At 73.1% G+C, this 25760-nt stretch carries 28 protein-coding genes and 1 pseudogene; 10 read left to right on the forward strand and 19 right to left on the reverse strand.

All coding sequences use genetic code 11. The annotated features are described in order from the left end of the window. Positions 1-2: 2 nt before the first annotated feature. The 4 genes from ACFY1S_RS22465 to ACFY1S_RS22480 form a co-directional block, all read right to left on the reverse strand. Positions 3-767 carry a ferredoxin reductase gene (locus tag ACFY1S_RS22465; RefSeq protein WP_387121706.1) on the reverse strand — a complete coding sequence of 255 codons (765 nt, stop codon included), beginning with the start codon at positions 765-767 and terminating at the stop codon, positions 3-5. Between the two features lie 7 nt (positions 768-774). Then, positions 775-1374 (reverse strand): sulfite oxidase-like oxidoreductase, encoded by a 600-nt coding sequence (locus ACFY1S_RS22470; protein ID WP_357994123.1) that lies wholly within the window; start codon positions 1372-1374, stop codon positions 775-777. Positions 1375-1450: 76 nt separating this feature from the next. Next, entirely contained in the window at positions 1451-2473 is a 1023-nt protein-coding gene (locus ACFY1S_RS22475; RefSeq protein WP_387121252.1) for a TerC/Alx family metal homeostasis membrane protein, read from the reverse strand. A gap of 207 nt (positions 2474-2680) precedes the next feature. Beyond that, positions 2681-3091 carry a DUF2267 domain-containing protein gene (locus tag ACFY1S_RS22480; protein WP_364365886.1) on the reverse strand — a complete coding sequence of 137 codons (411 nt, stop codon included), beginning with the start codon at positions 3089-3091 and terminating at the stop codon, positions 2681-2683. A 154-nt stretch (positions 3092-3245) separates the two neighbouring features. Between ACFY1S_RS22480 and ACFY1S_RS22485 the strand changes: the two genes are divergently transcribed. Further along, positions 3246-3518 carry a DUF2795 domain-containing protein gene (locus ACFY1S_RS22485; protein ID WP_377598690.1) on the forward strand — a complete coding sequence of 91 codons (273 nt, stop codon included), beginning with the start codon at positions 3246-3248 and terminating at the stop codon, positions 3516-3518. Positions 3519-3560: 42 nt separating this feature from the next. Beyond that, positions 3561-4229: a DUF1345 domain-containing protein gene (locus tag ACFY1S_RS22490; protein WP_387121257.1), complete on the forward strand. Its 669-nt coding sequence runs from the start codon at positions 3561-3563 to the stop codon at positions 4227-4229. A gap of 206 nt (positions 4230-4435) precedes the next feature. On the opposite strand, the gene ACFY1S_RS22495 is transcribed toward ACFY1S_RS22490, so the two are convergent. The 5 genes from ACFY1S_RS22495 to ACFY1S_RS22515 form a co-directional block, all read right to left on the reverse strand. After that, entirely contained in the window at positions 4436-5104 is a 669-nt protein-coding gene (locus ACFY1S_RS22495; RefSeq protein ID WP_387121260.1) for a hypothetical protein, read from the reverse strand. A gap of 40 nt (positions 5105-5144) precedes the next feature. Beyond that, positions 5145-6116, reverse strand: coding sequence for a pirin family protein (locus ACFY1S_RS22500; protein WP_387121263.1), 972 nt, complete (start codon positions 6114-6116; stop codon positions 5145-5147). Between the two features lie 64 nt (positions 6117-6180). Next, positions 6181-7176, reverse strand: coding sequence for a hypothetical protein (locus ACFY1S_RS22505; protein ID WP_387121267.1), 996 nt, complete (start codon positions 7174-7176; stop codon positions 6181-6183). 213 nt (positions 7177-7389) lie between these two features. Then, the gene (locus tag ACFY1S_RS22510; RefSeq protein WP_387121270.1) at positions 7390-7950 is read right to left on the reverse strand and encodes a hypothetical protein; all 561 of its coding nucleotides are present in this window, start codon (positions 7948-7950) and stop codon (positions 7390-7392) included. A 652-nt stretch (positions 7951-8602) separates the two neighbouring features. Further along, complete coding sequence (locus ACFY1S_RS22515) at positions 8603-8914, reverse strand: MazG-like family protein (RefSeq protein ID WP_387121273.1); 312 nt, start codon at positions 8912-8914, stop codon at positions 8603-8605. A 230-nt stretch (positions 8915-9144) separates the two neighbouring features. On the opposite strand from ACFY1S_RS22515, the gene ACFY1S_RS22520 reads away from it, so the two are divergent. Next, entirely contained in the window at positions 9145-10515 is a 1371-nt protein-coding gene (locus ACFY1S_RS22520) for a hypothetical protein (RefSeq protein WP_387121276.1), read from the forward strand. Positions 10516-10573: 58 nt separating this feature from the next. Here ACFY1S_RS22520 and ACFY1S_RS22525 read toward each other — a convergent pair whose 3' ends face one another. The 3 genes from ACFY1S_RS22525 to ACFY1S_RS22535 form a co-directional block, all read right to left on the reverse strand. Next, positions 10574-11287 (reverse strand): hypothetical protein, encoded by a 714-nt coding sequence (locus ACFY1S_RS22525; RefSeq protein WP_387121279.1) that lies wholly within the window; start codon positions 11285-11287, stop codon positions 10574-10576. Positions 11288-11492: 205 nt separating this feature from the next. Then, entirely contained in the window at positions 11493-12533 is a 1041-nt protein-coding gene (locus ACFY1S_RS22530; protein WP_387121282.1) for a DUF3626 domain-containing protein, read from the reverse strand. 58 nt (positions 12534-12591) lie between these two features. Next, positions 12592-13026 carry a VOC family protein gene (locus ACFY1S_RS22535; protein ID WP_387121285.1) on the reverse strand — a complete coding sequence of 145 codons (435 nt, stop codon included), beginning with the start codon at positions 13024-13026 and terminating at the stop codon, positions 12592-12594. Positions 13027-13075: 49 nt separating this feature from the next. On the opposite strand from ACFY1S_RS22535, the pseudogene ACFY1S_RS22540 reads away from it, so the two are divergent. Further along, a pseudogene (locus tag ACFY1S_RS22540) lies at positions 13076-13381 on the forward strand (TrmO family methyltransferase); the annotation flags it as partial. A 131-nt stretch (positions 13382-13512) separates the two neighbouring features. Here ACFY1S_RS22540 and ACFY1S_RS22545 read toward each other — a convergent pair. Together ACFY1S_RS22545 and ACFY1S_RS22550 are read right to left on the reverse strand one after the other, a co-directional pair. Further along, entirely contained in the window at positions 13513-14142 is a 630-nt protein-coding gene (locus tag ACFY1S_RS22545) for an MBL fold metallo-hydrolase (RefSeq protein WP_387121288.1), read from the reverse strand. Beyond that, entirely contained in the window at positions 14142-15227 is a 1086-nt protein-coding gene (locus tag ACFY1S_RS22550) for an S-(hydroxymethyl)mycothiol dehydrogenase (protein WP_387121291.1), read from the reverse strand. The genes ACFY1S_RS22545 and ACFY1S_RS22550 overlap by 1 nt, the downstream gene beginning before the upstream one ends. Positions 15228-15410: 183 nt before the next feature. Between ACFY1S_RS22550 and ACFY1S_RS22555 the strand changes: the two genes are divergently transcribed. The 3 genes from ACFY1S_RS22555 to ACFY1S_RS22565 all read left to right on the forward strand — a co-directional run bounded on the left by ACFY1S_RS22555 (position 15411) and on the right by ACFY1S_RS22565 (position 18579). Next, positions 15411-15830, forward strand: a complete 420-nt coding sequence (locus ACFY1S_RS22555; protein ID WP_357994243.1) for a hypothetical protein — start codon at positions 15411-15413, stop codon at positions 15828-15830. A gap of 22 nt (positions 15831-15852) precedes the next feature. After that, a complete protein-coding gene (locus ACFY1S_RS22560) occupies positions 15853-17040 on the forward strand; it encodes a low temperature requirement protein A (protein WP_387121294.1) in 1188 nt (395 codons plus the stop codon). Between the two features lie 78 nt (positions 17041-17118). Further along, entirely contained in the window at positions 17119-18579 is a 1461-nt protein-coding gene (locus ACFY1S_RS22565) for a cryptochrome/photolyase family protein (RefSeq protein ID WP_387121297.1), read from the forward strand. A gap of 12 nt (positions 18580-18591) precedes the next feature. Here ACFY1S_RS22565 and ACFY1S_RS22570 read toward each other — a convergent pair whose 3' ends face one another. The 4 genes from ACFY1S_RS22570 to ACFY1S_RS22585 form a co-directional block, all read right to left on the reverse strand. Further along, positions 18592-19482 carry an SDR family NAD(P)-dependent oxidoreductase gene (locus ACFY1S_RS22570; protein ID WP_387121300.1) on the reverse strand — a complete coding sequence of 297 codons (891 nt, stop codon included), beginning with the start codon at positions 19480-19482 and terminating at the stop codon, positions 18592-18594. Continuing rightward, the gene (locus ACFY1S_RS22575; protein ID WP_387121303.1) at positions 19469-20956 is read right to left on the reverse strand and encodes a flavin-containing monooxygenase; all 1488 of its coding nucleotides are present in this window, start codon (positions 20954-20956) and stop codon (positions 19469-19471) included. Before ACFY1S_RS22575 ends, ACFY1S_RS22570 begins: the two co-directional genes overlap by 14 nt. Before the next feature lie 69 nt (positions 20957-21025). Further along, positions 21026-21484 (reverse strand): hypothetical protein, encoded by a 459-nt coding sequence (locus tag ACFY1S_RS22580; RefSeq protein WP_387121306.1) that lies wholly within the window; start codon positions 21482-21484, stop codon positions 21026-21028. Then, positions 21484-21963 (reverse strand): hypothetical protein, encoded by a 480-nt coding sequence (locus tag ACFY1S_RS22585; protein WP_387121309.1) that lies wholly within the window; start codon positions 21961-21963, stop codon positions 21484-21486. The genes ACFY1S_RS22580 and ACFY1S_RS22585 overlap by 1 nt, the downstream gene beginning before the upstream one ends. Before the next feature lie 44 nt (positions 21964-22007). Between ACFY1S_RS22585 and ACFY1S_RS22590 the strand changes: the two genes are divergently transcribed. The 3 genes from ACFY1S_RS22590 to ACFY1S_RS22600 are packed head-to-tail and all read left to right on the forward strand — an operon-like array spanning position 22008 to position 25105. After that, positions 22008-23018: a helix-turn-helix transcriptional regulator gene (locus tag ACFY1S_RS22590; RefSeq protein WP_387121312.1), complete on the forward strand. Its 1011-nt coding sequence runs from the start codon at positions 22008-22010 to the stop codon at positions 23016-23018. Between the two features lie 45 nt (positions 23019-23063). Further along, positions 23064-23687 carry an ATP-binding cassette domain-containing protein gene (locus ACFY1S_RS22595; RefSeq protein WP_387121316.1) on the forward strand — a complete coding sequence of 208 codons (624 nt, stop codon included), beginning with the start codon at positions 23064-23066 and terminating at the stop codon, positions 23685-23687. Next, positions 23684-25105 carry a DUF6297 family protein gene (locus ACFY1S_RS22600; RefSeq protein WP_387121319.1) on the forward strand — a complete coding sequence of 474 codons (1422 nt, stop codon included), beginning with the start codon at positions 23684-23686 and terminating at the stop codon, positions 25103-25105. Before ACFY1S_RS22595 ends, ACFY1S_RS22600 begins: the two co-directional genes overlap by 4 nt. Positions 25106-25156: 51 nt before the next feature. Here ACFY1S_RS22600 and ACFY1S_RS22605 read toward each other — a convergent pair whose 3' ends face one another. Continuing rightward, positions 25157-25759 (reverse strand): MBL fold metallo-hydrolase, encoded by a 603-nt coding sequence (locus tag ACFY1S_RS22605; RefSeq protein WP_387121322.1) that lies wholly within the window; start codon positions 25757-25759, stop codon positions 25157-25159. Position 25760: the final 1 nt, after the last annotated feature.

The following is a 25760-nucleotide window of genomic DNA, read 5'->3' on the forward strand; positions in this document are numbered from 1 at the left end:
GGTCAGCCGGTGGGGCCGAAGCGTTCGGTCTTGACCTGCCTGGACGGATGGCCCAAGCCCACGAGCAGGTCGGCCACGGTCTCCACGAACGCCGTCGGGCCACACACGTAGGTGAGCGGTTGCAGGTCCGGCGGCCAGCCGTGGGTGTTCACGTCGGCGAGCCCGATCCGGTGCGGCTCGCCGCGCCATCCCTCGGGCGCCTCGCGCGTGTACACGTACGCCACATCCAGACCGAAGTCGTCGCGGACCCGGCGGCGCAGCTCGTCGGCGTAGATGACGTCGGTGGGCGTGCGCACCGAGTAGATCAGCCGGAACGGCACCTTGCTGCCGGTCGCCCGGCGCGCGCGGATCATCGCCATCAGCGGCACGATGCCGGAGCCGCCGGCGACCAGCTGCACCGGCGCGGTCTCCTCCGGCCGCCAGATGAACCAGCCGCCGAGCGGTCCGCGGACCTCCACCGGGTCACCCTCGCCGAAGACATCGATCAGGTACGGGGACACCTCGCCGTCGTGCACCCGCTGGATGGTCACCTCGATCCGCGGCCCGCCCGGGCCGTCCACCACCGGCCCGGCGATCGAGTACGACCGGGCCGCCTGGTAGCCGTCCGGGGCGGTCAACCGCAGGTCGACGTGCTGCCCGGGCAGGTGCCCCGACCAGTCCGGCACCTCCAGCACCAGCGTCTGCGCGGTAGGTGTCTCCACCCGCCGCTCCACCAGCCGGCCGACCTGCCAGCGGATCGGCGTGCGGGCCGGGGTGCCCGTCGCCACGGCGCGCTCAGTCACCCTGGTACCGCTGCTCGCGCCACGGGTCGCCGTAGTCGTGATAGCCGGCGGTCTCCCAGAAACCCGGCTCGTCCATCGTCTTGAGCCGGATGCCGCGCACCCACTTGGCGGACTTCCAGAAGTACAGGTGCGGCACCAGCAGACGCGCCGGGCCGCCGTGCTCGGCGGGCAGCGGCGCGCCGTCGAACGTGTGCGCCACCCAGGCCCGCCCGCCGCGCAGGTCGTCCAGCGGCAGGTTCGTGGTGTACCCGCCGTACGAGTGCGCGAGGGCGAAGTGCGCCCCGGTGTCCACCCCGTCGAGAAGCGTGTCCAGGGAGACGCCCTGCCACGTGGTGCCGAGCTTGGACCAGTGGGTGACGCAGTGGATGTCGACTGTCGGCGTCTCCTGCGGAAGCGCCATCAGCTCCTGCCACGACCACCGGAACTCGTTGCCGTTCTCGGCGGTGATGACGAACTCCCAGGTGTCCAGGGACACCCGGGGTGTGGGGCCGGCCGACAGCACCGGAAAGTCCTCGGTCAGGTACTGACCGGGTGGCAGGGCCGGCTCCTGTGATCGGGGCCGACCCTGAAAGCCCGGTGACACGATTCCCATTGCACAGTCGTACCATCCGCGCCGACCGGGGCGGGAGCTTTCCCGCGTACCCCCTCGTTGCCCCGGCGCGGCGCGGTCAGCGCCGTTCGGTGACGACCTCGCGGTCCTCGGGCACGCCGCCGCGGGTGGCGCGCAGGCTGGTGAGCGTGACCACCACCAGCACGCCGATGATCACGCCGAGCGAGGCAAGGGTGGGGATCTGCGGGACGCTCTCCCAGATGCCGTGTGCCCAGTGCAGGCCGAGCTTGAGGCCGATGAACGCCAGGATGATCGCCAGGCCGTAGCTGAGGTGCACCAGCCGGCTCAGCGCCGCGTGCAGGACGAAGTAGAGCGCCCGCAGGCCGAGCAGGGCGAACGCGTTGGTGGCGAAGACCAGGTACGGGTCCTCGGTGATGCCGTAGACCGCCGGCACGGAGTCGACGGCGAAGACGATGTCGGTGGCCAGCACCGCTACCACGACCAGGGCGAACGGGGTGAGTGCCCGCTTCGCGCCCTGCCGGACGGTCATCTTGGTGCCGTGGTACTCGTCGACCACCGGCATGATCCTGCGCAGCAGCTTCACCGAGCGCATCTTGTTGATGTCGACGTCCTGCTGGTGCCCGGACAGGGCGTCACGCAGCAGCTTCACCGCCGTGGCGATGAGGATGATCGCGAAGAGCAGGAACGCGAAGTCGAGGGTCTGCAGCGCCGCCGCGCCGAGGGCGATGAAGACCGCCCGCAGCACCAGCGCGCCGGCGATGCCGTAGAGCAGCACCCGCTGGGCGAGCACCGCCGGCACCGCGAACGCGGCGAGCAGCAGCATGAAGACGAAGAGGTTGTCGACCGAGAGCGACTTCTCGACCAGGTAGCCGGTGAGGTACTCCACGCCCTGCTGGGAGCCGTAGCGCGCCCAGATCCAGCCGCCGAACGCCAGCGGCAGCGCTATGTAGAACGCGGACCAGCCGAGCGCCTCCCGCATGGACACCTCGTGCGGGCGGCGCGTGACAAGGAAATCCAACACCAGCAGGAGCAGCACCCCGGCGATGGTCACCGCCCAGAGCGTGGGGGTGCCCACCGACGACAGCTCACTGGCGGCGGACAGGTACGACAATTCGGTCATGGGGCCTCCTCGAACACCGTGTCATGTTCGAGGTCTCCTTCACCCACCACCTGGTGGACAATCACCCGAGGCGCGCCCGGCGCGCCGTACTGACCGGAATGATTCGTGGGAAGTACTCCCCTCGCACGCACAAGGTTAGGCCAGGCTCATTCGCCGCGCCAAGCGGGACATCGGTGGTTGCCCTGGTAAACCGCTGTGTGTCCATCCTCAGGCGCGGCGCAGGGTCGCACCGGGGGCCATCGCCTGCTCCACCAGCCCCCGATAGTCGCGGGGCAGCTGGGTGGCCACGTCGTCGAACTCCCCACCGGTGATCGCCTCGCGCAGCGTCGTGAAGACCGCCCGCACGGCGTCCCGGGCGGCGGGCTCCTGCACATCGGCCCGCAACGCGACCCGCGCCACGAACTCGGCCGCACCGAACCGGTCCGCCTGCTCGGTGCTCGGGCTCGGCTTGAGCACCAGTTGCAGCGGCTGCGGCAGCTGCGCCGCCAGGTCCAGCACCTCGCCGCCGGTCAGCCGCTCACCGAACGTCTCCAACACCGCCCGGGTCAGCTCGACGGCCCGCTCGGACGACGTCGACGTGCGCTGGGAAACCTGGTCGATGAAGGTGTCGTAGTTCATCCCGTACTCCTCGGGTCGCGTCGGCGCCTGCGGATACCCGCCGCGGCGGGGTGGAAACGGCGCCGGATTTCCCGCCGGGGCGGGCGTGACGCGACGGCGGGCGGGTAACCGCCGCCGGTCGTGACCACATCGATGCCACGAGGGAGCCGCTGCCATGGCGAGCTACGCCGACGTCCTGCAGTACCTGTCGAGCCTGGACTACCCGGCCGAGAAGGACGACGTCGTCCGCGAGGCCGAACGCGAGGGCGCCCCGCCGGACGTCCTGAAGGCGTTGCGCGCCCTGCCGCCCGTGGACTACGCCAACGGCACCGAGGTGGCCCGGTCGGCGGGCATCGAGGCGGCCCCCGAGGTCGGCCCGTCGCAGCGGGCCGTGCAGGCCCGGGACAAGACGCACAACCGGGTCTCGCAGCACCTGCGCGGCATCTGACCCTGCGGTGACGGCCCCAACCCTGGTACGCGGGGCGTCCGGATGACCCGCACCGGCCCGCTGTCGCGCCCGCCGGACGGGCACACCCCGGCCGCCGTGCAACTGGTCCTGGTGGGGGTCGTCGGCATCGTCGTGGGTGCCGGCCTCGCGCTGGTGCTACCGCCGTCGCTCGCCCCGCTCGCCGGGTGGGACGCGGCCGCGCTGAGTTGGCTGGTGCTGGTGTGGTTCAAGATCTGGCCACTGGACGCGGGCCGTACGGCCGCGCTCGCCGTGCACGAGGACCCCAACCGGGCGATCCGCGACGTGCTGCTGCTCGTCGCCTGCTCGGCGAGCCTGCTGGCCGTGGGGCTGGTGGTGGCAAGCGCCCACGCGGCGCCCCCCGGCCTCGCCCGGGACCTGTACGGCGGACTGGGTGTGCTCAGCGTGCTGCTGTCCTGGTTGGTGGTGCACACCGTGTTCGCCGCCCGGTACGCCCGGATCTACTACACCGGCCCGGACGGCGGGGTGAACTTCAACCAGCACGAACCGCCGCGCTACTCCGACTTCGCGTACGTCGCGTTCACCATCGGGACCACGTTCCAGGTCTCCGACACGAACCTGACGAGCAACGAGATGCGGCGTACCGTCCTGCGGCACTCGATGCTGTCGTACCTGTTCGGCGCGTTCATCATCGCCGTCACGGTGAACCTGCTGGCGGGCCTCGCCCGCTGATCGCCGGGGCAGGCGGGCGCCCCCGGGTCACGAACCGCGACCGGGGGCGCCAAACCTGCCCAGGCGGTGCGCCGCGCCCGAACCGGATCGCGGCGACCAGGCGGTGGAGGCCCGCTCGAACCGAGCGGCCAGCACTGCCGGGTACAACCATACGACAGAACATCCTCCATACGGTCAGTCTTTGCGGAACTGTGGGCCAGCGCACGTCACGGCCGGCCGGTCAGCTCCCCGTACCGGTGCTCCAGATCCACCCGGGCCAGCGCCCCCACCAGCCACGCCAGGCGCTCCGACTCGCCGCTGGCCAGGCCCGCCAGATCGTCGGCGGAACGACCCAGCCCGAGCCGCCGCGCCGCAGCCAGCGCCCGTCGGTCCGCCACCGGTGCGACCTCCCGCCACAGCGCCTGCGCCTCCCGCAGGAACAGGTCGACGACCTGGTCGTCGACGCCGGGCAGGTCGGCCAGCAACGCCCGCTCCCGGGCCGGATCGTGGTGCGCCACCGACCGCAGCCGGCGCAGATCGCCCCGATACCGCTCGACGACCGCACGTGCCAGATCACCCAGTACGGCGGCCAGCGCGTCCACGTCGCCACGCTGACCGCTGTCGCGCAGCACCCGCACCCGGTCCTCGTGCAGCGAACGGGCCAGCCGGGCGGCGCTGTCCCAGCCCGCGTCGCGCAAGGCCCGCGCACCGTCCAACGCCCGCCGGAAGTCACCCCGACGGGCCAGCAGCACCGCCAGGTAGAGCACCTGGAACAGGCTCGCCGGGTTGTTCGTGACCCGGAAGCCGTACTCCTCGGCGAAGCCCCGCCCGCTGCCGGCGAGCCGGCGGGCCAGACGTTTCCGGTCCTCGACGGGAGTGATCAGAGTGGTCGGCATGCCGGCGACTACCCGCGCGGCGGCCTGCCACACGCCCCGCTCAGCCGTGCAGACCGCCGGTGCGGTCGCGGGCCTTGAGGCGGGTGGTGGGCAGAGCCGGCGCCGGCAGCGGCGGCGCCGGATCGTCGGCGACCACCCCGAACCGCCGGCCCGCCATCCAGTCCTCCCGGGCGGCGGCCACCTCCTCGTGCGAGCGGCCCACGAAGTTCCACCACATCACCAGGGGCTCGTCGAACGGGGTACCGCCCAACAGCAGCAGCCGTGCCCCCGCCCCACCGCGCACGGTCACCTCCCGCCGACCCGACCCGAGGTAGAGCAGCGCCCCCGGCTCGAACCCCACCCCGGCGGCCTCCGCCGACCCGGACATCGCCAACAGCGCGTACTCGAAGTCGGGCCGCAACGGCAGCGTGGTCGGCGCGGTGCCGCCCAGCTCCAGCTGCGCGCCGATCAGCGGGGTGTGCACGACCGCCGGTGACCGTTCGCCGGCCAGCTCCCCGACCAGCAAGGTGACGTCCAGCTCGCCGTCGCGCCAGCGCGGCAGGTCCGCGTGGTGGGCGAAGGCCGCCGCGCCGGCCCGCGCCGGATCCGGCAGCGCCACCCACAGCTGCACGCCGTGCATCACCGGCGGATGGACAGCCGGCGACCGCTCGGAGTGGGCGATGCCCTGCCCCGACGTCATCACGTTCAGCTGACCGGGCCGAATCGCCTGCACGCTGCCGAGGCTGTCCCGGTGGATGATCTCGCCGTCGAGCAGCCACGTCACCGTCTGCAGGCCGGTGTGCGGATGCGGCGGCACCTCCATGCCGGGCCGCTGCGCCACGTCGTCCGGGCCGAAGTGGTCGACGAAACACCACGCCCCGACCATACGGCGGGGACGCTGCGGCAACAGCCGGCGCACAGTCGTGTAGCGCCCGAGCGGCACGTCGTGGCCCGGCAGCAGCACGCTGCCCGGATCGGCGTCGGCAACGCCAGGTGGTCGGGTCTGCGCCAGCATCGATTCGGTACGCTCCACCGCCCGACTGTACGCGCACGCCCACCCGCGGCAGCGACGCTTCCCGTCGCCCGCCCGCGCCGGATCAGCCTTCGCCGGTGTCCACAGTCACGCTGTTCGCCCCCGCCACCAGGTCGAGGTAGAGCCGGTCGGTCGACCGGTCCCAGCCGGGCGCGCCCAGCAGCGAACCCGCGCCCACACCGTTCCACCGTTCGTCGCCCACCACCACCGAACCCGCGCCCGCGCCGACCCGCACCCGGACCGGAGGCGTACCCGGCACCCGCACGTCCAGCTGACTCGTACCGCCGCTCAGCCGTACGACCACTGTGCCGTCGATCACCGGCAGCAGGACCTCGGTGCGGCTCGACCCGCCGGCCAGTTCCACACCCAGCAGCCGGGCCCGCGTCAGGTCCACCACCTGCCCGCTCACCCCGCCGGTCAGCTTGAGACGCCACGCGACCCGCTCGTTGAGCAGCACCCGCACCGCCTTCACCCCGGACGCGCCGGTGCCCGCCAGGCCGAGGCGTACGGTCTCGCCCCGCATCTCCGGTCGCGCCGCGACGCCCTCACCGCTGATCCGGTAGAGGTCGTCGCCCAGCTCCGCCACCCGCAGGTCGAACGACGACACCCCGTCCACGAGCACGAAGGTGGCCCGCTGCCGCCCGGCCAGCGGCGCGGTCATCGTCTGCTCGGCGGCCCGCGCGGCACCCGAACCGTCCGGGCGGTTGCTGTCGGGGCGGTTGCTGTCGGGGCGGCTGCCGTCGGGGGCGCCCGTGTAGGCCTGACCGAGGCGGTGCGGGTCCGCGATGATGACGGCCACCGCCGCGGCACCGAGGATCAGCACGATCGCGGCAGCGGCCGCCAGCAGGCGCGCGCCCACCGACAAGCGGCCCGGTGCAGCAACGGGTCCCGGCTCGGCGGCCAACTGCCGCTCCGGGCGCTGTCCTGGCCCGCGCTCCCCTTCGCGCCCCGGCTGGTGCGCCGCCTGGTGCTCCGGCTGGTGCTCCGGTCGTACTGTTCCGCGCTCGGGTTGCTGCGCTGCCTCGTGCCCGTCCTCCGTGCCGTCACCCACTGCGGCCATGCGTCGTCCCTCCACCGGTCCCCCCCGGAAGGTACGTACCCGCGCGCCGACCGGATCACTCCGCGCCTGCCATGCCGCTCCGCCACGTCGTCCGAAGCGAATCCTGGACAGTTTCCGTTCGTGGTTGACGGGAACTGTCCACGATCTCGGCTGGACATGCCGATGGCCGGCACCCCAAGTGTGGGGGTGCCGGCCATCGGTTGTTTCACGGGGTCAGCTGTTCCAGTGCTGGGTGACGAGGTCGGTGGCCTGCTGTTCCCACTGGGCGTAGGCGTCCGGGTAGGCCGAGACCTGCACGGTCTGCGCGGCGTCGGTCAACGCCATGTCCTGCCACCCGTCGACCTGCTTCAAACCCTTGAGGAACGCGGTGGTGGAGTACTCGGGGTCAGTGATCTGCTCCGGCGTACCCCAACCACTGGACGGGCGCTGCTGGAACAGGCCCAGCGAGTCGTGGTCATTGCGGTCGCCGAGGTGCCCGAGGTTCTCCAGCTTCGACTCCTGCAGGCTCGTAGCGATCGAGATGACCGCGGCCCGCTCGGGCAGGCCGGCCTTCTTCGTCGCGGCGATGATCGCCTTGACATTCGCGCTCTGCTCGTCGTTCAGGGTGATGTGCGACTGCTCGCCCTGCGGCTTCGACGCGGCCACCTGCACCGCGGCGGGCTTGGCGTCCACGACCGGGGTCGCGGCGTGGGCGGCGACCGGGCCGGCGAAGACGCCACCGGCGAAGGCCAGACCAGCAACGGACAGCACACTCTTGCGCATGATCGTGTTCATGGGGGTAGCTCCTTCGGGGGTAGGAAACACCCGCGTGACAAGCCGGGTGTGAGCACCTCGTCCGGCGCTGCACAAAGTCGGGGGTCGGCGGCCTGCGAGCCGGGGGCTCACGGCGCCGGGGTCCGGGTGTAACCAACCGGGGGCCGGGGTCATTCCGGGGGTGGCCCATCCGGCGGCACCCACATCTCGGCGGTGCCCGGGGGTCTGCAACGACCGACGGACCGGGGTCATTCCGGGGCCGGCGGCACCGCATCGAGGCGGTGCCTGGGGGTCGGTGTAACGGCCGGCGGACCGGGGTCATTCCGGGGCCGGCGGCACCACATCGAGGCGGCGCCGGGGGGTCTGCAACGAGCGGGCCTGGCCGGGCATTCCAACCCGTGGTGGGGTGGGCCGAGTGGCCGTGGTCCTGCGATCGTCAGGGTGTGTAACGACCCCCGGCCGGCCACCATTCCGCCGCACCGGTGCGACCGGTCACCACCCACACGACCCCAGACCGGACAAACACCCCACCCGGACACACCGGGGCGGGGCAACCCGGGCGCTCAGGGCGATGATCCACTCCATATCGCCGATACGGCGGCATCCGCGACGCCGGGACACCGCCACCTCGGCGACCTGGCGTCGGTCATGAATCGGGCGGGGTGGGCGGGCCTCACCCCGCGAGGCGGGAGCGGACCTTTCTGGCGGAGGTGTCCAGGATCGTCTGCGCGTCGAGTCCCAGACTCTCGATCGCCACGAGCGCGGTGAGTGCCACGTCGGCCAACTCCGCCGCCACGTCCTCGCGGGTGTGGGTGACGCCTTTGCGCGGATTCTGTCCGAGCAGGCCGATCCAGGCGGCGGACGCCTCCCCCGCCTCCTCGGTCAGTTTGAGGATTCGGCAGGTCAGTTCCGTCTGCCCGGTGCCGTTCGCCGCGTCCAGCCAGCCGCGCATCGCTCGGACCGCGTCCCAGATCGAGTCGTCCACGGGAACCAGTCAACCCGACCGCTCGGCCCAGCCGCGTACCCGGGCCGGCGACGGAGGCGGGCACCCGTCCGGCCCGACCTGACCGGCCGGACAGTCGCGTCTGAGCGGCCGGTCAGCGTACCCATTGACTCCGGTCGACGGCGGTCCTAGGTTCAGGGCGCTACCGGCCGGTAGGCAACCGTCCCGCCTGGTCGCCCCCGCAGGCGACATCCGTCCGATGGGGAGCGCCGATGCTGTCCACACCCGTTCGTACCCTGCGCCGCATGGTCGCGGCCACCGCGACCCTCATTCTGGCCGTCGGGCTGGCCGGCGCCGCGCCGGCCGCCGCCTCCGGCCGCGATCCCGGGGGCGGCCAGCCGCTGCCCGGGTACACCATCGAGAACCCGCCACTGGCCCCGCTGGTCGTGGGCGGCCGGCCGACGACGGTACGCCAGGGCGTGCACCGCCACGCCGGGTACATCATCGAGGTCCCCGCCCGGTGGAACGGCGACCTGGTGCTGTGGGCGCACGGCTACCGCGGTCAGGGCACGGTGCTCTCGCCGGAGCCTCCCGCGTACGAGCTGCGCCAGCGCCTGCTGGAGCAGGGGTACGCGTGGGCGTCCTCGTCGTACGACCGCAACGGCTTCGACATCCGTTCCGGGGTGCTGGGCACCAGGGACCTGGCCGACCACTTCGGACGGACCGTCCGCAAGCCGCACCGCACCTACCTCGCCGGGGTGTCGATGGGCGGGTACGTCATCGGCCGTTCCCTGGAGCAGTACCCGGGCTTCTACGACGGCGCGCTGCCCATGTGCGGGGTGCTCGGCGACCAGACGCTGCTCGACTTCTACCTGGACTACAACCTGGTCGCGCAGGCCCTGGCCGAGGTGCCTGCCTATCCCACGCCGGCCGACTATGTGAGCAACGCGGTCCCGCGCATCCAGGTGGCGCTCGGCCTGGCCGGGCTGACCCCCACCGGGCCGGACACCACTACCGACCGGGGCAAGCAGCTGCGGGCCATCACGGTGAACCGTTCGGGCGGGCCGCGTCCGGGAGCCGACGCCGCGTTCGCGGTGTGGAAGGACTTCCTCTTCTCCATCAGCGTGCCCACCGGCAGCGGCAACTCCCCCGCCCAGCGGCCCGGGCAGCTGTCCACCAACCTGCTCACCCGCTACACCCCGAACAGTCCGGTGGACGTCAACGCCACAGTGCTGCGGGTCGCCCCGGAGAACGTCGTGCAGCGACTCCTGCCGACGCTTACCGAGGTGCCGCGGATCGCCGGCCGGCCCACCGCGCCGGTGCTCAGCCTGCACGGCCTCGGCGACCTGTTCGTGCCGTTCAGCATGGAGCAGGCGTACGCCACCGATGTGGCCCGCAACGGTCGCGGCCGGCTGGTGGTGCAGCGGGCCATCCGTGCCACGCAGCACTGCGAGTTCACCCCGGGCGAGGCGGGCGCCGCGTGGGACGACCTGGTGTCATGGGTACGCACCGGCAAGCGTCCGGCCGGTGACACCGTGACCGATCCGGCGGTGGTGGCCCGGGCCGACTACGGCTGCCGGTTCAGTGACCGGGCCGCGTACGCCGCAGGCGTCGGCACCCGCCGCCTCTACCCTGCCTGCTGAGTACGAGAGAACCGGCCGGCTCCCGTGCGGGGAGCCGGCCGGTTCTCGTATGCGCGTGTCACCAGAGCTGCTGGACGATGTCCGCCGCCTGCTCCTCCCACTGCGCGTACGCGTACGGGAAGGCGGAGACCTGCACGGTCTGCGCGGCGGTGGTCAGCGGCAGGTCCTGCCAGCCGCCCACGTTCTTGAGCGCGGTGAAGAACGCCGTGGCCGAGTACTCCGGGTCGGTGATCTGCTCGGGCGTGCCCCAACCGGACGACGGGCGCTGCTGGAACAGGCCCTGCGAGTCGTGGTCGTTGTACGCGCCGAGGTGGCCGAGGTTGTACAGCTTCGACTCCTGCAGCGAGGTGGCGACGCCGATCACGGCGCCCCGGTCACCGACGCCCGTCTTCTTGGCGGCGTCGACGATCGCCCGCGCGTTGTCGAGCTGCGCCTCGTCGAGCGGGATGCGCGACTGGGCGCCCTCGATGCCGTGCGGGATGAGCTGGTCCCGGCTGGGCTTGCCGGCCGGCGGCTTGCCGGTGGCGGAGCCGGTGGTCAGGCCCGACTCGACGGGCTGGTCCTCCTGCCGCGCAGAGGTGGCGGCCTTGCCGGTGGCGAGGTCGATGGCGGCGACGGCGCCCTGGTGCGGCCCTGAGGTGACCGGGGCGGCGGCCGCGGTGGGCGCGAGCGCCAGGCCGCCGAGGGCAGCCACACCCACCACGCTCAGCGCGGTCTTGCGGTACGAGTCCTTAGCGATGGCGGGGAGCCATCGAGTGAAGTCGACCTTCACGATGGTTGCCCTTTCGATCGTGCGGAGCGCTCCGGGGTGAACACTCCTCGGGAGATGACCGCGGAAAAGGGTTTGGGCTCCGGCGGTACGGGGGACACAACCAGCTTGGCGTGTCGGGCATTCCGGATATGCCCGAGCTGGCGCAGCATGCGGTCCCGGTCACCCGGGCGAACCGGACGATCGGTGTGGACGGGCTCTGGACCGGTCAGCCGGCGTGCGGCGTGCCGAACCGGACGAGAACGTGCCAGAGCTGCTTGAGATGCTGAAGGGTGTCCGCGATCGGGCCCCGGTCCGCCCAACGGGCCGGCTCGGTGACCGCCGACGCCGCGCCCCGGCCGATCAGCGCCGCGTCCACAGGTGCGCCCGGTCGGGCGAACTCGCGGTGCAGACGCGCCGCCAACACCGGGATCGCGGGGCCCCGGAAGTCCGGGTCGACCCGATCGACCGCGAGCCGGAAGCCGGCGTGCCACCGCAGCGGGAAACCGTACCGCCTGGCGATCTGTTCCAGCGCGACGCCGGGCGGGGTGCCGGCGAAGGACGGATCCGCCACCAGTTCCTCGACGTCCGTGGCGAGGTCCAGGGTGCCGTGGACCTGAGCCTCCACGTAGTCGTCGAGCGCGCGACCCGCCGTGGCCGGTGTGCCGGGCGCGTCCAGAACCGTTCGTACCAGGGTGCCGACGTCCGTTCCCGCGCGCCCCAGGCAGACCCCGGTGGCGGCGGTGGCGGTCAGCAACCCGGCGAGCACCGCCTCGAACGCGTCGGCGGTGCCCACCACACCCGGGCCGAGGTGGCTGTCGCCGAGGCAGAACGTGGCCCGGGACAGCACCGCCGGACGCAGCCGCAGATGGCAGGAGCCGAAGCGGGGGCAGGCGCCGTCCGGGTGGTCGAGAAGGTTCAGCCCGCCGTAGGTGGGCCGGTCCGCCGGCGTCACGCCGGGCCGCTGGTACACCCCGTCGAACATCCGCCGCTCCCAGCGGTCCCGGTCGCCGCCGGGGTACGGGCTGAGCCCGCCGTTGGAGATCCCTGTGACGAACTGACTGCGGTACACCCCGTCGTCGGCGAGGGCGGCGGCCACCGTCCGCCCGTCCGCGCCCAGCCGGTCCGGATGGAAGTTCACAGTGAGCCGGCCATGCCTGACGACCGAGGTCAGCACCTGCTCGGGCCGATGGTGGACGTCGGCGGCGGCGAGCTCCCGCACGATTGTGGCGAGCGCGGCGGGACGCTCGACCACGGCGAGCGACCGCACGTACGCGACGGCGGCCGCCTGCGCGGCCCGGCCGGTCGTGGCGTCGACCCCTCCCGAGTCAGTCGTCGCCGTGATCAGCCGTCCCCAGCTCCTCGAAGACCGTGATGTGCAGGTCGGCCGGGGCGTCGAGGCGGGAGTTGAGCGACTGCCAGGGGGTACGCGTCGGCGGCGCGACCTCGCTCGCGCCGGCGGCGACCAGTCGGGCGGTGGTCGCCTCGGCGTCGTCCACCTCGAAGGCCACCCGGATGCGCGGCGCCACCTGCCGGCCCACCTCGACCTCGTCGATCATGCGCTTCTGCGCCGGGTTGGCGATCTCCAGGGTGGCCCGGCCCGCGTCCAGGATCATCACCCGGGCGTCCCCCTCGCCGCTGAACGCCGCCTCCTCGCGCAGGCCCAGCGCGTCGCGGAAGAACGCCACGGCGGCGTCGTAATCGGCCGCCTCCACCACGAGGCGCAGCTGACGGACGGCGGGTACCTGGCGTTCGGCGGGCATGCGGGCGATCGTAACGCCGTAGGCTGACACCGTCCGGAAGGGAGTGCGGATGGCCGACGAACACCTCCTGCGAGCGGTCGGCCGGGTCCTCTCGCCGCTCACCGACGCGGCGACCGCGCCACGGCAGGGCGACGAGGGCGCGCCGGAGGCGTGGCTGGTCTTCGACCCGCAGGTCGAGCGCGCCGTGCGCGACGTGCGGGTCGGCGCCGACCTGCTGGTGCTGACCTGGCTGGACCGGGCGCGGCGGGACGTGCTGGCGGTGCGTCCGCGCGGCGACGAGAGCCGACCGGAGACGGGCGTGTTCAGCACCCGCTCGCCGCACCGGCCCAACCCGATCGGCCTGCACCGGGTGCGGGTGCTCGCCGTGGACGGGCTGCGCCTGCGGGTGGCCGACCTGGAGGCGCTCGACGGCACCCGATCCTGGACGTCAAGCCGGTGCTGGGCGCGGCCGACGAGCGCTGACGCGCCCGCCGGCACGCGTGGGGCTCAGTGGCCCCGGGCCAGCCACTCCGGCAGGTGCGGTGCCTCCGCGCCGATCGTGGTGTCGTCGCCGTGCCCCGGGTGCACGACGGTCTCCGCCGGCAGCGTGAGCAGGCGGGTACGGATCGACCTGACGATCGTGTCGAAGTCGCTGAACGAGCGCCCGGTCGCGCCCGGCCCACCGTTGAACAGCGTGTCGCCGGTGAACACCACGCCCAGGCCCGGGGCGTGGAAGCTGCACGCGCCGGGGCTGTGCCCTGGGGTGTGCAGCACCCGCAACGTGGTGCCGGCCACCTCGATCCCCTGCCCGTCGTGCAGCTCGCCGTGCGGCGGCAGGTACGGGTGGACCATGTCCCACAGCACCCGGTCGGCGGCGTGCAGCAGCACCGGCGCGCCGGTGGCCTCGGCCAGTTCGGGCGCCACCCGGACGTGGTCGTCGTGCGCGTGGGTGGCGAGGATGGCCCGGACCCGGCGGTCCCCCACCAGGGTGAGGATCGCCTCCACGTCGTGCGGCGCGTCAAGCACCACACATTCGCTGTCGTCGCCGACGACCCACACGTTGTTGTCCACGTCGAAGGTCTGGCCGTCGAGGGAGAACGTGCCGGCGGTGACCGTACGGTCGACCCGGGCGGTCATCAGAACACCACCACCGAACGCAGCACGTCACCGCCGTGCATCCGGGCGAACGCGTTCTCGACCTGGTCGAGTGCGATCTCCTCGGTGACGAAGGCGTCCAGGTCGAGTCGGCCCTGAAGGTACAGCTCGGTGAGCATCGGGAAGTCGCGGCTGGGCAGGCAGTCGCCGTACCAGCTGGACTTGAGGGCGCCGCCACGGCCGAAGACGTCGAGCAGCGGCAGCTCGACACGCATCTGCGGGGTCGGTACGCCGACGAGCACCACAGTGCCGGCCAGGTCCCGGGCGTAGAAGGCCTGCTTCCACGTCTCCGGGCGACCCACCGCGTCGATCACGACGTCGGCGCCGAAGCCACCGGTGGCGGCGCGGATCGCCTCGACCGGGTCGGTCTCGGAGGCGTTCACGGTGTGCGTGGCGCCGAACCTGCGGGCCCAGTCGAGCTTGCGGCTATCGGTGTCCACCGCGACGATCGTCGTGGCGCCCGCGAGGGCCGCGCCGGCGACCGCCGCGTCCCCGACGCCACCGCAGCCGATCACCGCGACCGAGTCGCCCCGGGTGACGTTGCCGGTGTTCATGGCGGCGCCCAGCCCGGCCATCACCCCGCAGCCGAGCAAACCCACGGCCGCCGGCCGCGCGGCCGGGTCCACCTTCGTGCACTGACCGGCGTGCACCAGGGTCTTCTCGGCGAACGCGCCGATGCCCAGCGCCGGGGTCAGCTCGGTGCCGTCGGTGAGGGTCATCCGCTGCGTGGCGTTGTGGGTGTCGAAGCAGTACCACGGCCGGCCGCGACGGCAGGCCCGGCACACCCCGCACACCGCGCGCCAGTTGAGCACCACGAAGTCACCGGGGGCGACGTCGGTGACGCCGGCGCCCACCTGCTCGACGATGCCCGCCGCCTCGTGACCGAGCAGGAACGGGTAGTCGTCGTTGATGCCGCCCTCGCGATAGTGCAGGTCGGTGTGGCAGACCCCGCAGGACTGGATCCGGACGACTGCCTCACCGGGGCCCGGATCGGGCACCACGATGGTGGTGACCTCGACCGGCGCTCCCTTGCTGCGGGAGATGACTCCCCGGACTTCCTGGCTCACGTGGCCTCCTGCTGGTGGTGTGCGGCGGGGCCGGCCGCCGGGTCAGCGGGTGCGCCGGGCTCGGCGGTGGGCCCTGGGGCGAACCTACCGCCACCACCACGACCAGCCCAGGCACCCCGGCGGGTTATCGCCGGCCGTCCCGGGTACGCCTGCCGCATTCGACCACGGCCATCGGGAGTGACAATGAAGCTCGCGCACCTGCCGCTGCGGGTCAGCATCGGCGCGTACATCCTCAACTCGGGTCTGGGTAAGCGGAATCTGGAGGGCGCCGCCGCGGAGGGCATGCACGGTATGGCGGTGGCCGCCATGCCCCAGCTCGGTCAGTTCGAGCCGGCGCGGTTCGCTAAGCTGCTGTCGTACTCGGAGATCGCCCTGGGGGCCGCGCTGCTCGCGCCGTTCGTCCCGGCGCCCCTGGTCGGGCTCGGCCTGACCGCGTTCGGCGCGGGGCTGGTGCAGCTGTACCTGAAGACACCGGGGATGCGGGAGCCGGGCAGCGTCCGCCCGACCCAGCAGGGCACCGGTCTCGCCAAGGACGTCTGGCTGGTCGGCGCGGGGCTGACCCTGGTGCTGGAGGGTCTGACCCACGGCCGTCGGCGACACTGACCGCACCCGCCGAGGAGCCGCGGTGACCAGGACCCCGTCGGTACGGCCGTTCTACCGGCCGATGCGGCCCCGCAGCCGGAACGAACCGAACCGGGCGGCAACCCCGCTGGAACTGTTCTTCGACCTGTGCTTCGTGGTGGCCGTGGCGCAGGCGGCCGGCAGCCTGCACCACGACGTCTCCGAGGGGCACCTCGTCCACGCGCTGACCAGCTACCTGATGGTCTTCTTCGCGATCTGGTGGTCGTGGATGAACTTCACCTGGTTCGCGTCGGCCTACGACACCGACGACGACGTCTACCGGATCACGACCCTCGTGCAGATCGCCGGCGCCCTGATCATCGCCGCCGGGGTGCCACGGGCCTTCAGCGACGGCGACTTCAGCGTCATCACGTACGGCTACGTGGTGATGCGGCTCGCGGCAGTCGTGCACTGGTCCCGGGCCGCCGGCGGTGACCCGGTGCACCGCCCGGCGGCCACGCGGTACGCCATCGGTGTCACAGTCGTCCAGCTCGGCTGGCTGCTGCGGCTGGCCCTGCCACAGGAGTGGGGCACCGCGTCGTTCCTGGTGCTGGCCCTGGCCGACCTGCTGGTGCCGGCGGTGGCCGAACGGCCGGGGATGACCCCCTGGCACCCCGGGCACATCACCGAACGGTACGGGCTGTTCACCCTCATCGTGCTCGGTGACGTGGTGCTGGCCACGTCGGTGGCCATCCAGACCGGAGTGGACGCGGGAGACCGCCAGCTCTGGACGCTGGCGGCGGCGGCAACGGTGATCGTGTTCGCACTGTGGTGGCTCTACTTCGACAGGCCCATCGAGGCGCCCGACCAACTGCCGTACTCGTTGGTCTGGGGCTATGGCCACTACCTGGTCTTCGCGGCGGTCGCGGCCGTCGGCGCCGGCCTGGGTGTGGCGGTCGACCACGAGCGGCACCTCGCGCACATCTCCAGCACCACCGCCGGGTACGCGCTCGCCGTCCCCGTCGCCGTCTTCCTGCTCACCATCTGGGTGCTGCACGTCCGTCGGCAACAGCACGGCGCGGTGGTCGTGGCGTTCCCGGTGGTGGCGCTGCTCGCGCTGCTCACGCCGCTAGGCCCGGCGCCGGTGTACGCGGTCGCGCTGCTGCTTGTGGCACTCGTGGCACTTACCGTGCTGCTGCGCCGCCGGGACGTGCTGCCCGCGCCGGCGGTGCCCGGCGTCGGTTCGGGATGATCCGACCGGTATGGACCCGGACGCGCCCGGCCGGCCTGCTGACGGGCGCGTCGGCCCGAAGGTGGGCAGAATTGCGACATGCTTCGCCGCCGATGGTTGCTGGCCGATCAACTCGGGCCGCACTTCCTCGACGACCCCGATCAGCCGGTGCTGCTGGTGGAGATCCGGGACCTGTTCCGCCGCCGGCCGATGCACCGGCAGAAGGCGCACCTGATCCTCTCCGCGCTGCGCCACCGTGCGGCCGAGCTGGGTGACCGGGCGCTGGTGCTGCGGACCGACACCTTCCGGGAGGCGCTGGCACAGGTCGGTGAGCCCCTGGAGGTGTGCCATCCGCACTCCCGGGCGGCGCTGCGCTTCGCCCGGTCGGTGCCGGAGCTGACCGTGCTGCCCCCGCGCGGCTTCGTCACCAGCCAGGCCGACTTCGCCGGTTGGGCCGACCGCACCCGGCGCGGTCCGCTGCGGATGGCCGACTTCTACCGGCACGCCCGCCGCCGGCACGACGTGCTGACCGCCCCGGCCGGCGGGGCCGCGGCGGCCCGGCGTACCCGCGCCGAGGACCACGGCGTGCCGACACCGCCACCCGTACCGCCGCCGATCGTCGAGGACGAGATCGACGCGCAGGTACGCCGCGACCTGGACCGGTGGGCCGCCGAGGGGGTGCGCTTCGTGGGCCGCGACGGCCCCCGCCGACACCCGGCCACGCACGCCGAGGCGCAGGCCCGCCTGGCGCACTTCCTGACCCACCGACTGCCGCAGTACGGCCGCTACGCCGACGTGATGAGCGTCGACGACCCGCTGCTGGCGCACTCCGCGCTCTCGTCCTCGTTCAATTTCGGGCTGCTCGACCCGGAGCTGGCGATCCGCGCCGCCGAACAGGCGTGGCGCAGCGGCGCGGCCCCACGGACGGCGGTTGAGCCGTTCATCAGGGGCCTGCTCGGCTGGCGGGAGTTCCTGTGGCAGTTGTACTGGTACTTCGAGCCGCCGTACCGGGGCGCGAACTGGCTGGGCGCGACCGAGCCGTTGCCGCAGTGGTTCGCCGAGCTGGACGCCGACGCGGTGGAGGCGCACTGCCTGGCGGACGTGCTCGCCGCCGTACGGGACCGGGCGTGGACCCACCACAGCCCCCGCCTGCTGGTGCTCGGCAACTACGCGTTGCAGCGCGGCTGGCGCCCGTCGGAGCTGGCGGACTGGTTCCAGCGGTGCTTCGTCGACGGCACCGACTGGGTGATGAACGCGACTGTCGTCGGGATGAGCCAGTACGCCGACCTGGCCCGCGTCGACACCCGCCCGTACGCGGTGGGCGGCACCGACATCGACGAGATCAGTGACTACTGCGCCGGGTGCCGCTACGTCCCCGAACGGGCCCTGGGCGACCTGGCCTGCCCGTACACCGGGGGTTTCGAGAGTTTCCTGCACCGCAACCGGGAGCGGTTGGTGGCCGATCCGCGGCTCGCCGCCGAGCTGGACAGCCGCGACGACCCGGAGCACCGCGAGGCGGTGCTGGCGCAGGAGGAGAAGCGGGGCAGCACGCCGCCGTGACGGGACCTGCCGTCACACCGCGTCGCGGGCGGTGTCGGCGGAGCGCTGCGCGGGCACGGGCGGGGCCGGCCGGACGACGCCCCGGTTGAGGCCGGTCACCAGCAGCCTGTTGTACGAGGCCGGCAGGACCCGGGCCAGCAGGTCGGGCACCTTCGCCGACCAGCCGATCAGCACGCGCCCCCGGCGCCGCTCGACGCCGCGCAGGATCACCTCGGCGGCCCGCTGCGGCGCGATGGTGAGCAGCTTCTCGAACTGGGCGCGGCCGGCGGCGTACTCCTCGTGCGAGACGCCGCTGCCGATCCGGGCGTTCTCGGTGATCCGGGTGCGGATGCCGCCGGGGTGCACCGACGTCACGCCGATGCCGTCGTCGACCAGTTCGTGGCGCAGCGCCTCGGTGAGGCCGCGCACCGCGAACTTGCTCGCCGCGTACGCGGTCTGCCCGGCTGGCGCGATCAGCCCGAACAGGCTGGAGATGTTCACCAGGTGCGCGCCGGGTTCCGCCTTGAGGGTGGGCAGCAGCGCGTGGGTCAGCTGCGCCACGGCCCGGAAGTTGACGTCGATGACCCAGCTGAACTCGTCGAACGTCACCTGGTCGAACCGGCCGCCGAGGCCGACGCCCGCGTTGTTCACCAGAAGCCGTACGCGGGGATGCCGCTGGCGGATCTCCTCGGCCACCGCGGCGGTGGCCGACGCGTCGGCGAGGTCCACGACGTGGGTGTGCACCAGCCGGCCCGGGTGTTCGGCGCGGATCGCCGCGGCGACCGCGTCCAACCGATCGGTGTCGCGGTCCAGCAGGACCAGGTCGCTGCCCCGGCGGACCAGCGCCTGCGCCAACGCCGCACCGATGCCGCTGGCCGCGCCTGTGACGACGGCTGTCGCGCCGGTGAACTCAAACCTCCGCACGGGTGCCCCTTTCCTGCCGGGTGGCGCGGGAGAACCGCACCCCCTCGTCGGTGAGCCGGCCGTGTCGCATCAGAAGCACGTCACGGGCGTAGTTCTGGTACAGCCGCCACGGCGCGTTCGCGCCCTGCCGGGGCAGCGCGTCGACGCTGCGCAGCACGTAGGAGGAGCGCAGGTCGATGAGCTGCACCCGCTCGTCGTCGGGCGGCGGGAGCGGAGTGACGACCTGCTGGCCGGTGCGGTCCAGGTGCCGCAGCAGCCGGCAGACGTAACCGGCGACCAGGTCGGCCTTCAACGTCCACGACGCATTGGTGTAGCCGAGGGTCAACGCGAAGTTCGGCACCCCGGAGAGCATCATGCCCTTGTAGGCGACGGTCTCGGCCAGGTCGACCTCGACACCGTCGACGCGCAGGGTCAGGCCGCCGATGGCCAGCAGGTTGAGCCCGGTGGCGGTGACCACGACGTCGGCGGGCAGCTCGGCGCCGGAGGTCAGCCGGACGCCGTGCGGCGTGAACGTGTCGATGGTGTCGGTGGCCACCGACGCCCGGCCCTGAGCCACGGCCGTGAACAGGTCGCCGTCGGGTGCCACGCAGAGCCGCTGGTCCCACGGGTCGTAGCGGGGTGAGAAGTGCCTGTCGACGTCGTACCCCACCGGGAGCCGGCCCGTCGTGGCCCGGCGCAGCATCCGCTTCACCAGCCGGGGCGCCCGCCGGCTGAGCTGGAAGGTGATCGTGGACATCAGCACGTTCTTCCAGCGCACCACCGGATACGCGGCAGTCGCCGGCAGGACGCGCCGCAGCGCGTCGGCCAGCCTGTCGCGCGAGGGCAGGGCCAGGACGTACGTGGGTGAACGCTGGAGCATCGTCACGTGGGCGGCCCGCTCGGCCATCGCCGGCACCAGTGTCACGGCGGTGGCGCCGCTGCCGATCACCACCACCCGCTTGTCGGCGTAGTCGAGGTCGTCGGGCCAGTGCTGCGGGTGCACCAGCCGCCCGGTGTACGCGTCGAGGCCGGGCAGCGGTGGGGTGTAACCCTCGTCGTAGCGGTAGTAACCGGTGCAGGCCAAGAGGAACGAGCAGGTCAGGACGACCGGCTCGCAGGTGTCGGTGCGCTCGGCGCGTACCGTCCAGCGGGCGGTGGCGCTGTCCCAGTCGGCCTGCGTCACGCGGTGGTGGAAGCGGATGTGCCGCTGCACGTCGTACTCGCGGGCGGTGTCCCGGACGTACTCCCGGATCGTCCCGCCGTCGGCGATGGCCTTCGGCGCGGTCCACGGCTTGAAGGAGTAGCCGAGGGTGAACATGTCCGAGTCACTCCGGATGCCCGGATAGCGGAACAGGTCCCAGGTGCCGCCGACGGCGTCGCGCGCCTCCAGCACCGCGTACGTCTTGTCGGGGCAGTCGCGGCGCAGGTGGCAGGCGGCGCCGATGCCGGACAGGCCGGCGCCGATGATCAGCACGTCGACGTGGTCGGAGGTCATGGGCGCTCCTGGATCCGGGGCGGTGGACGGACACTAACACCGCGCCCACCGCCCCGTCGCCGGGCCGAGTCAGTCGGCCGCCCGGCTGAACGTCATGATCCAGTTGGTTTCCCAGGTGCGCTCGCCGTCGACCGAGAACGCCTGCTCCCAGCGCGCGGTGCTCGCGCTGATGTCCGACCAGATGAACCGGCACCGGACCGGACGCCCCTCGTGCTGGTCGTCGGCGTGGAAGCGGCCCACCCCGTCGACGAAACGGCCCACCACCGGGGGTTGCTCCAACTCGCCGCGACCGCTGTTCATCCAGTAGATCGACCACTGCTCCGTGGCCGGGTCGAAGATCCGCAGCGTCGCGCCGGAGAAACCCTTCGTCGGGAAGGTGATCTCGTCGAAGTGGCCGCCGCCGGCGAAGAAGCCGTGCGCGACCGACACCCCCGGGAACTCCTCCCACTCGTCGGAGCCGACCAGCCGCTCGCGCAACCGGCGGTTGACCACGTTCCAGGTGCCCACGAAGAAGTCGAAGTCGCCCATCAGCGGCCCACCGGCCCGTCCGCTCGCGTGTCGCGCAGATAACCGGTCAGGTCGGGACGTTCCGGCGCGAGCATGTGGCGTACCCAGGCGGCCCGTTCGTGCTCGAACACCGCCAACTCCCAGACGCAGCCCACCGCGGGGCGGCGGAGCGTCACGAAGTTCGTCGAGTCCTGGTCCGGGCAGTCCAGCGCGGGCTGCCCGGCCGCCGCCACGCGCACCTCCACCGCGTTGTCCCACACCCAGGTGTACGCCAGCAGGTAGGCGCCCGTGTCCGCGCCCCGGTGCAGCACCACCCAGCCGGCGGCCGGGGTGCCGTCGTCCGGGACGTCGGCCAGCAGCGCGGGCAGCACGTCGTACGCGGCCTTCTCCACCTCCGGCTCGAGGGGCCGCTGCGGCTGGTCGATGTGATAGCGCTTGAGCTGCCGACCGTCCACGGTGACCGGTCCGGGTGCTCGCAGGTCCTTGTCGCGAAATGCCATGCCGGGACGGTAGGACCCCTTCCCTGACAGCTAGTGTCAGTGAAGTGCGGGCCAGTCGACTCCTCTCCGTCCTGCTGCTGCTCCAGGCGCACGGCCGGCTGACCGCCGCGCAGCTCGCCGAGCGGCTGTCCGTCTCCCCCCGCACCATCTACCGGGACGTCGAGTCGTTGCACGCCGCCGGCATCCCGCTGTACGGCGAGGCCGGGCACGCCGGCGGCTACCAGCTCGTCGACGGCTGGCGCACCCGGCTGACCGGTCTCACCGCCGAGGAGGCCGACCGGCTCTTCCTGGCCGGGCTGCCCGGCCCCGCCGACGAGCTGGGCTACGGCGACGTGGTGGCCGCACTGCGACTCAAACTGCACGCCGCGCTTCCGGCCCCGCTGCGCGACCGGGCCACCCAGCTCCAGCAACGCTTCCACCTGGACACGCCCGGCTGGTACGCCGACGGCGACACCTCACCCGAGCTGGCCCGCACCGCCGAGGCGGTGTGGCGCCAGCACCGCGTCGAGGTGCGCTACCGCAGCTGGAAGGGCGACGTGAGCCGGGTGCTGGAGCCGTACGGCCTGGTGCTCAAGGGCGGCCGGTGGTACGTGGTGGCCGCCCAGCCGGGCCGGGGTCGACCGGCGACCTACCGGGTCAACCAGATCCGAGCGCTGACCCCGCTGACAGAGGAGTTCGACAGGCCCGCCGACTTCGACCTGCCGTCCTGGTGGCGGGCGCACGTGGCCCGGTTCCGGGCGGAACTGCACCGCGACGAGGCCACAGTCCGGCTCTCCCCCGCCGGCCGGGAGCGGCTGCGGGAGATCGGCAGCGATCCGGTGGTGGCCGCCGTGGACGCCAGCGCCGGTCCGCCGGACGCCCGGGGCTGGGTGACAGCGGTGCTGCCGATCGAGTCGCTCACCCACGCCCACGGCGACCTGCTGCGCCTCGGCGCGGACGTGGAGGTGCTGACACCTGTCGCGCTCCGCGAGCGGCTCGCCGCCACGGCGGCGGGGCTGGCCGCCCTCTACGCACCGGCCCCGCAACCGGACACCCGGGGCGGTACGACACCCTGAGTACCGGCGCTCGTGGTGGCCGGTGGCACGGGTCTGGGAGAGTGTGTGCTCGTGGACGCGCTCTCGGTACGGGGACTCAGCCGTAACTTCGGCAACCTGGTGGTGCTCGACGACGTGAGCTTCACCCTCCCGCCCGGGCGGATCGCGGTGGTTCTCGGCCCCAACGGCAGCGGCAAGACCACCCTGCTGCGCTGCGTCGTCGGCGCCGACCGGCCGGACGCGGGCGAGGTGCGGGTGCACGGTTACCGGGCCGACGAGACCGACCCGCAGGTACGCGCGCTGATGGCCGCCGCCCTTGACGACATCGACTTCTTCCCCGACCTGTCAGTCGTCGAGCACCTGGAACTCGTCGCGTACGCCCACGGGGGCAGCGCCGAGCCGGTCGAGGAGGTCATCACCGAGCTGGGCCTGGTGCCGGCCCGCGACCAACTGCCGGTCACCCTGTCCAGCGGGCAGCGCCGACGGCTCGCCCTGGCGTCGTGCTTCGTCCGGCCCCGTCGGGTGCTCATCCTCGACGAGCCGGAGCAGCGCCTCGACGTCGCCGGCCGGCAGTGGCTCGCCGACCGGCTGCGCCGCGAGCGCGACGCCGGCACCACGGTGCTGCTGGCCTCGCACGACCCGGAACTGATCGACGCGGTCGTCGACGAGCGGATCGAGATCGGCAGGTGACCGCCCCGCCGGCCACCGTCGCCGAGGCGCCGGCCGGGCTGCCCACGGCCCGCCAGGTCCGTACCCACCTGCGTCGGGCCCGCCGCCGGCACCACGAGCACTCCCTCGGCGACGTGCTGGGCGACGCGTATGTCATCGTCCTGTTCGTCGGCATGTACGGCTGGTTCGCGATCAGCGCCGGCCGGAACATGCTGGCCTCCCCCACCGTGGGGCAGGCCGAGCCGGGCGTGCGGTGGTGGCTGGCCGTCGCCGCGCTCCTCACCGGCGCCGGGCTCGCGTGGCGAGGGCTGCGGGCGTTCGGCCCGCTGCTGGTCACCCCGGCCACCCAGAGCTGGGTGACGAGCGCACCTGTCGACAGGCGGGCCTGGCTGGCGCCGCGCCTCGCGGTCCTGCTGGCCGGCACCGCCGTCGGCACTGCGCTGCTCGGCGTGGCCGTGGCTGCGCTCGGCGGCGTCAGCGACCCGGCGGCGCTGGGCTGGGCGGCGGGCGCCGGCGCGGGCTGGGGTGCCGCCGCGCTGGCGCTGAGCGTCGTCGCCCAGAGCAGCCGGGCGGGTCGACGGTGGCCCACAGTGGCCGGAGCGGCCCCCATGGTGGCCGCCGCCGTGATCACCGCCCTCGTGGTGCTCACCGGTCGCCTCGGCGACGGGCTGCCCCGGCCGGAGTCGACGCCGACGATCGGCCTGGTCGCCCTCGGGGTGCCCCTCGCGGTGGTCGGCACGGTCCTCGCGGTACGGGCGCTACCCCGGGTCGACCGGGCCACCCTGACCACAGGCGCGCAGTTCGCCAACGCCGCCGCCACTGCCACCATCCTGCTCGACCCGAGCCTGCTCACCGGCCTGGTGGAGAGCCGCCGGTGGCGCCGGATCGGCCGGGTACGCAGCGGCCGTTTCCTGCCCGGCCCGGGCTGGTGGGCGCTGCTCCAGGCCGACGTACGCCGGCTGCGCCGCCACCCCAGCGCCCTGCTGATCTGGGCGGCCCTGATCGGGGTCCAGTACGCTGCCGCACTCGCCCTGCCCGGGCTGGCCGGCGCCGCGCAGGTGGTGTTCGCGTACCTCGCCGCCGCCCGGCTGACCGGCGGACTGCGGGCGATCAGCAGGTCGACCGGGCTGCGCCGGGCGCTCGGCGGCAGCGACGCCCTGTTGCGCGGCATCCACGTGGTGGTGCCGGCGCTCGGCGCGGGCCTGTGGTGGCTGGCGACCCTGCCGACGGTCGAGCCCGGGCCGGCGTGGCTCGCGCCGACCCTGGCGCTCGGCGTGGTGGCCGCCGCCTTCCGCGCCGCCACCCGCCCACCCATCGACTACGGCGGCGCGACGGTCAACACGCCGTTCGGCATGGTCCCTGTCGACCTGCTGCGGCAGGGCGCACGCGGGCCGGCGCTGCTCGCCGTGCTCGTCCTCGTCCAGCTGTTCCTGGGCTGACCGGGCGCTCGTCTCGCCCAGGGCGTGCCTGTCCTCAAGCCCTGGGCGGGCTCAGACGGTGTCGCCGGGAACGAGGTGGCGATATCCGGCGATCGTCTCGCCGAACCAGCCGGCGACGCTCGCCAGGCCGCGCTCGTTGAGCTGCGCGTCGTGGATCGGGTACGCCCGTTCGGCGCCCACCGCGTGGGCGAACCGGATCGCCTCGTCGAGCCGCATCCAGGACCCCTGCGCCGGGACGAGCAGGGTGTGCACCGGCTCGTCGGGCACGTGCAGCGAGTCGCCCGGGTGGTAGAGCCCGTCACCGATCAGGTAACCCAGGTTGGGGCAGTCGGGCTGACCCTCGTGGATGGTGGCGTGCCGGCCACCGTGGGCGCTGACCTCGAACCCGGCCGCAGTGAAGCGCTGCCCCACGCGGACTGGGGTCACCGGCAGCGGGGCTAGGTCGGGCAGGCGGGCGCCCTCGGGGACGTACACGGGGACACCGAGGCCGGCCAGCCGCAGCACGTCCACGTGGTCGGTGTGCTCGTGGGTGACCAGGACGGCGTCGGCCCCGGCCAGCGCCCGGGGCTCGCTCCAGGTGCCCGGGTCGACGACGAGCACCCCGCCGTCGTGCTCGACCCGGACGCAGGCGTGGGTGAATTTGGTGATCCGCATC

Origin of the sequence: Micromonospora sp. NPDC000663, assembly GCF_042898105.1 — a bacterium.
Taxonomy (GTDB): Bacteria; Actinomycetota; Actinomycetes; order Mycobacteriales; family Micromonosporaceae; genus Micromonospora.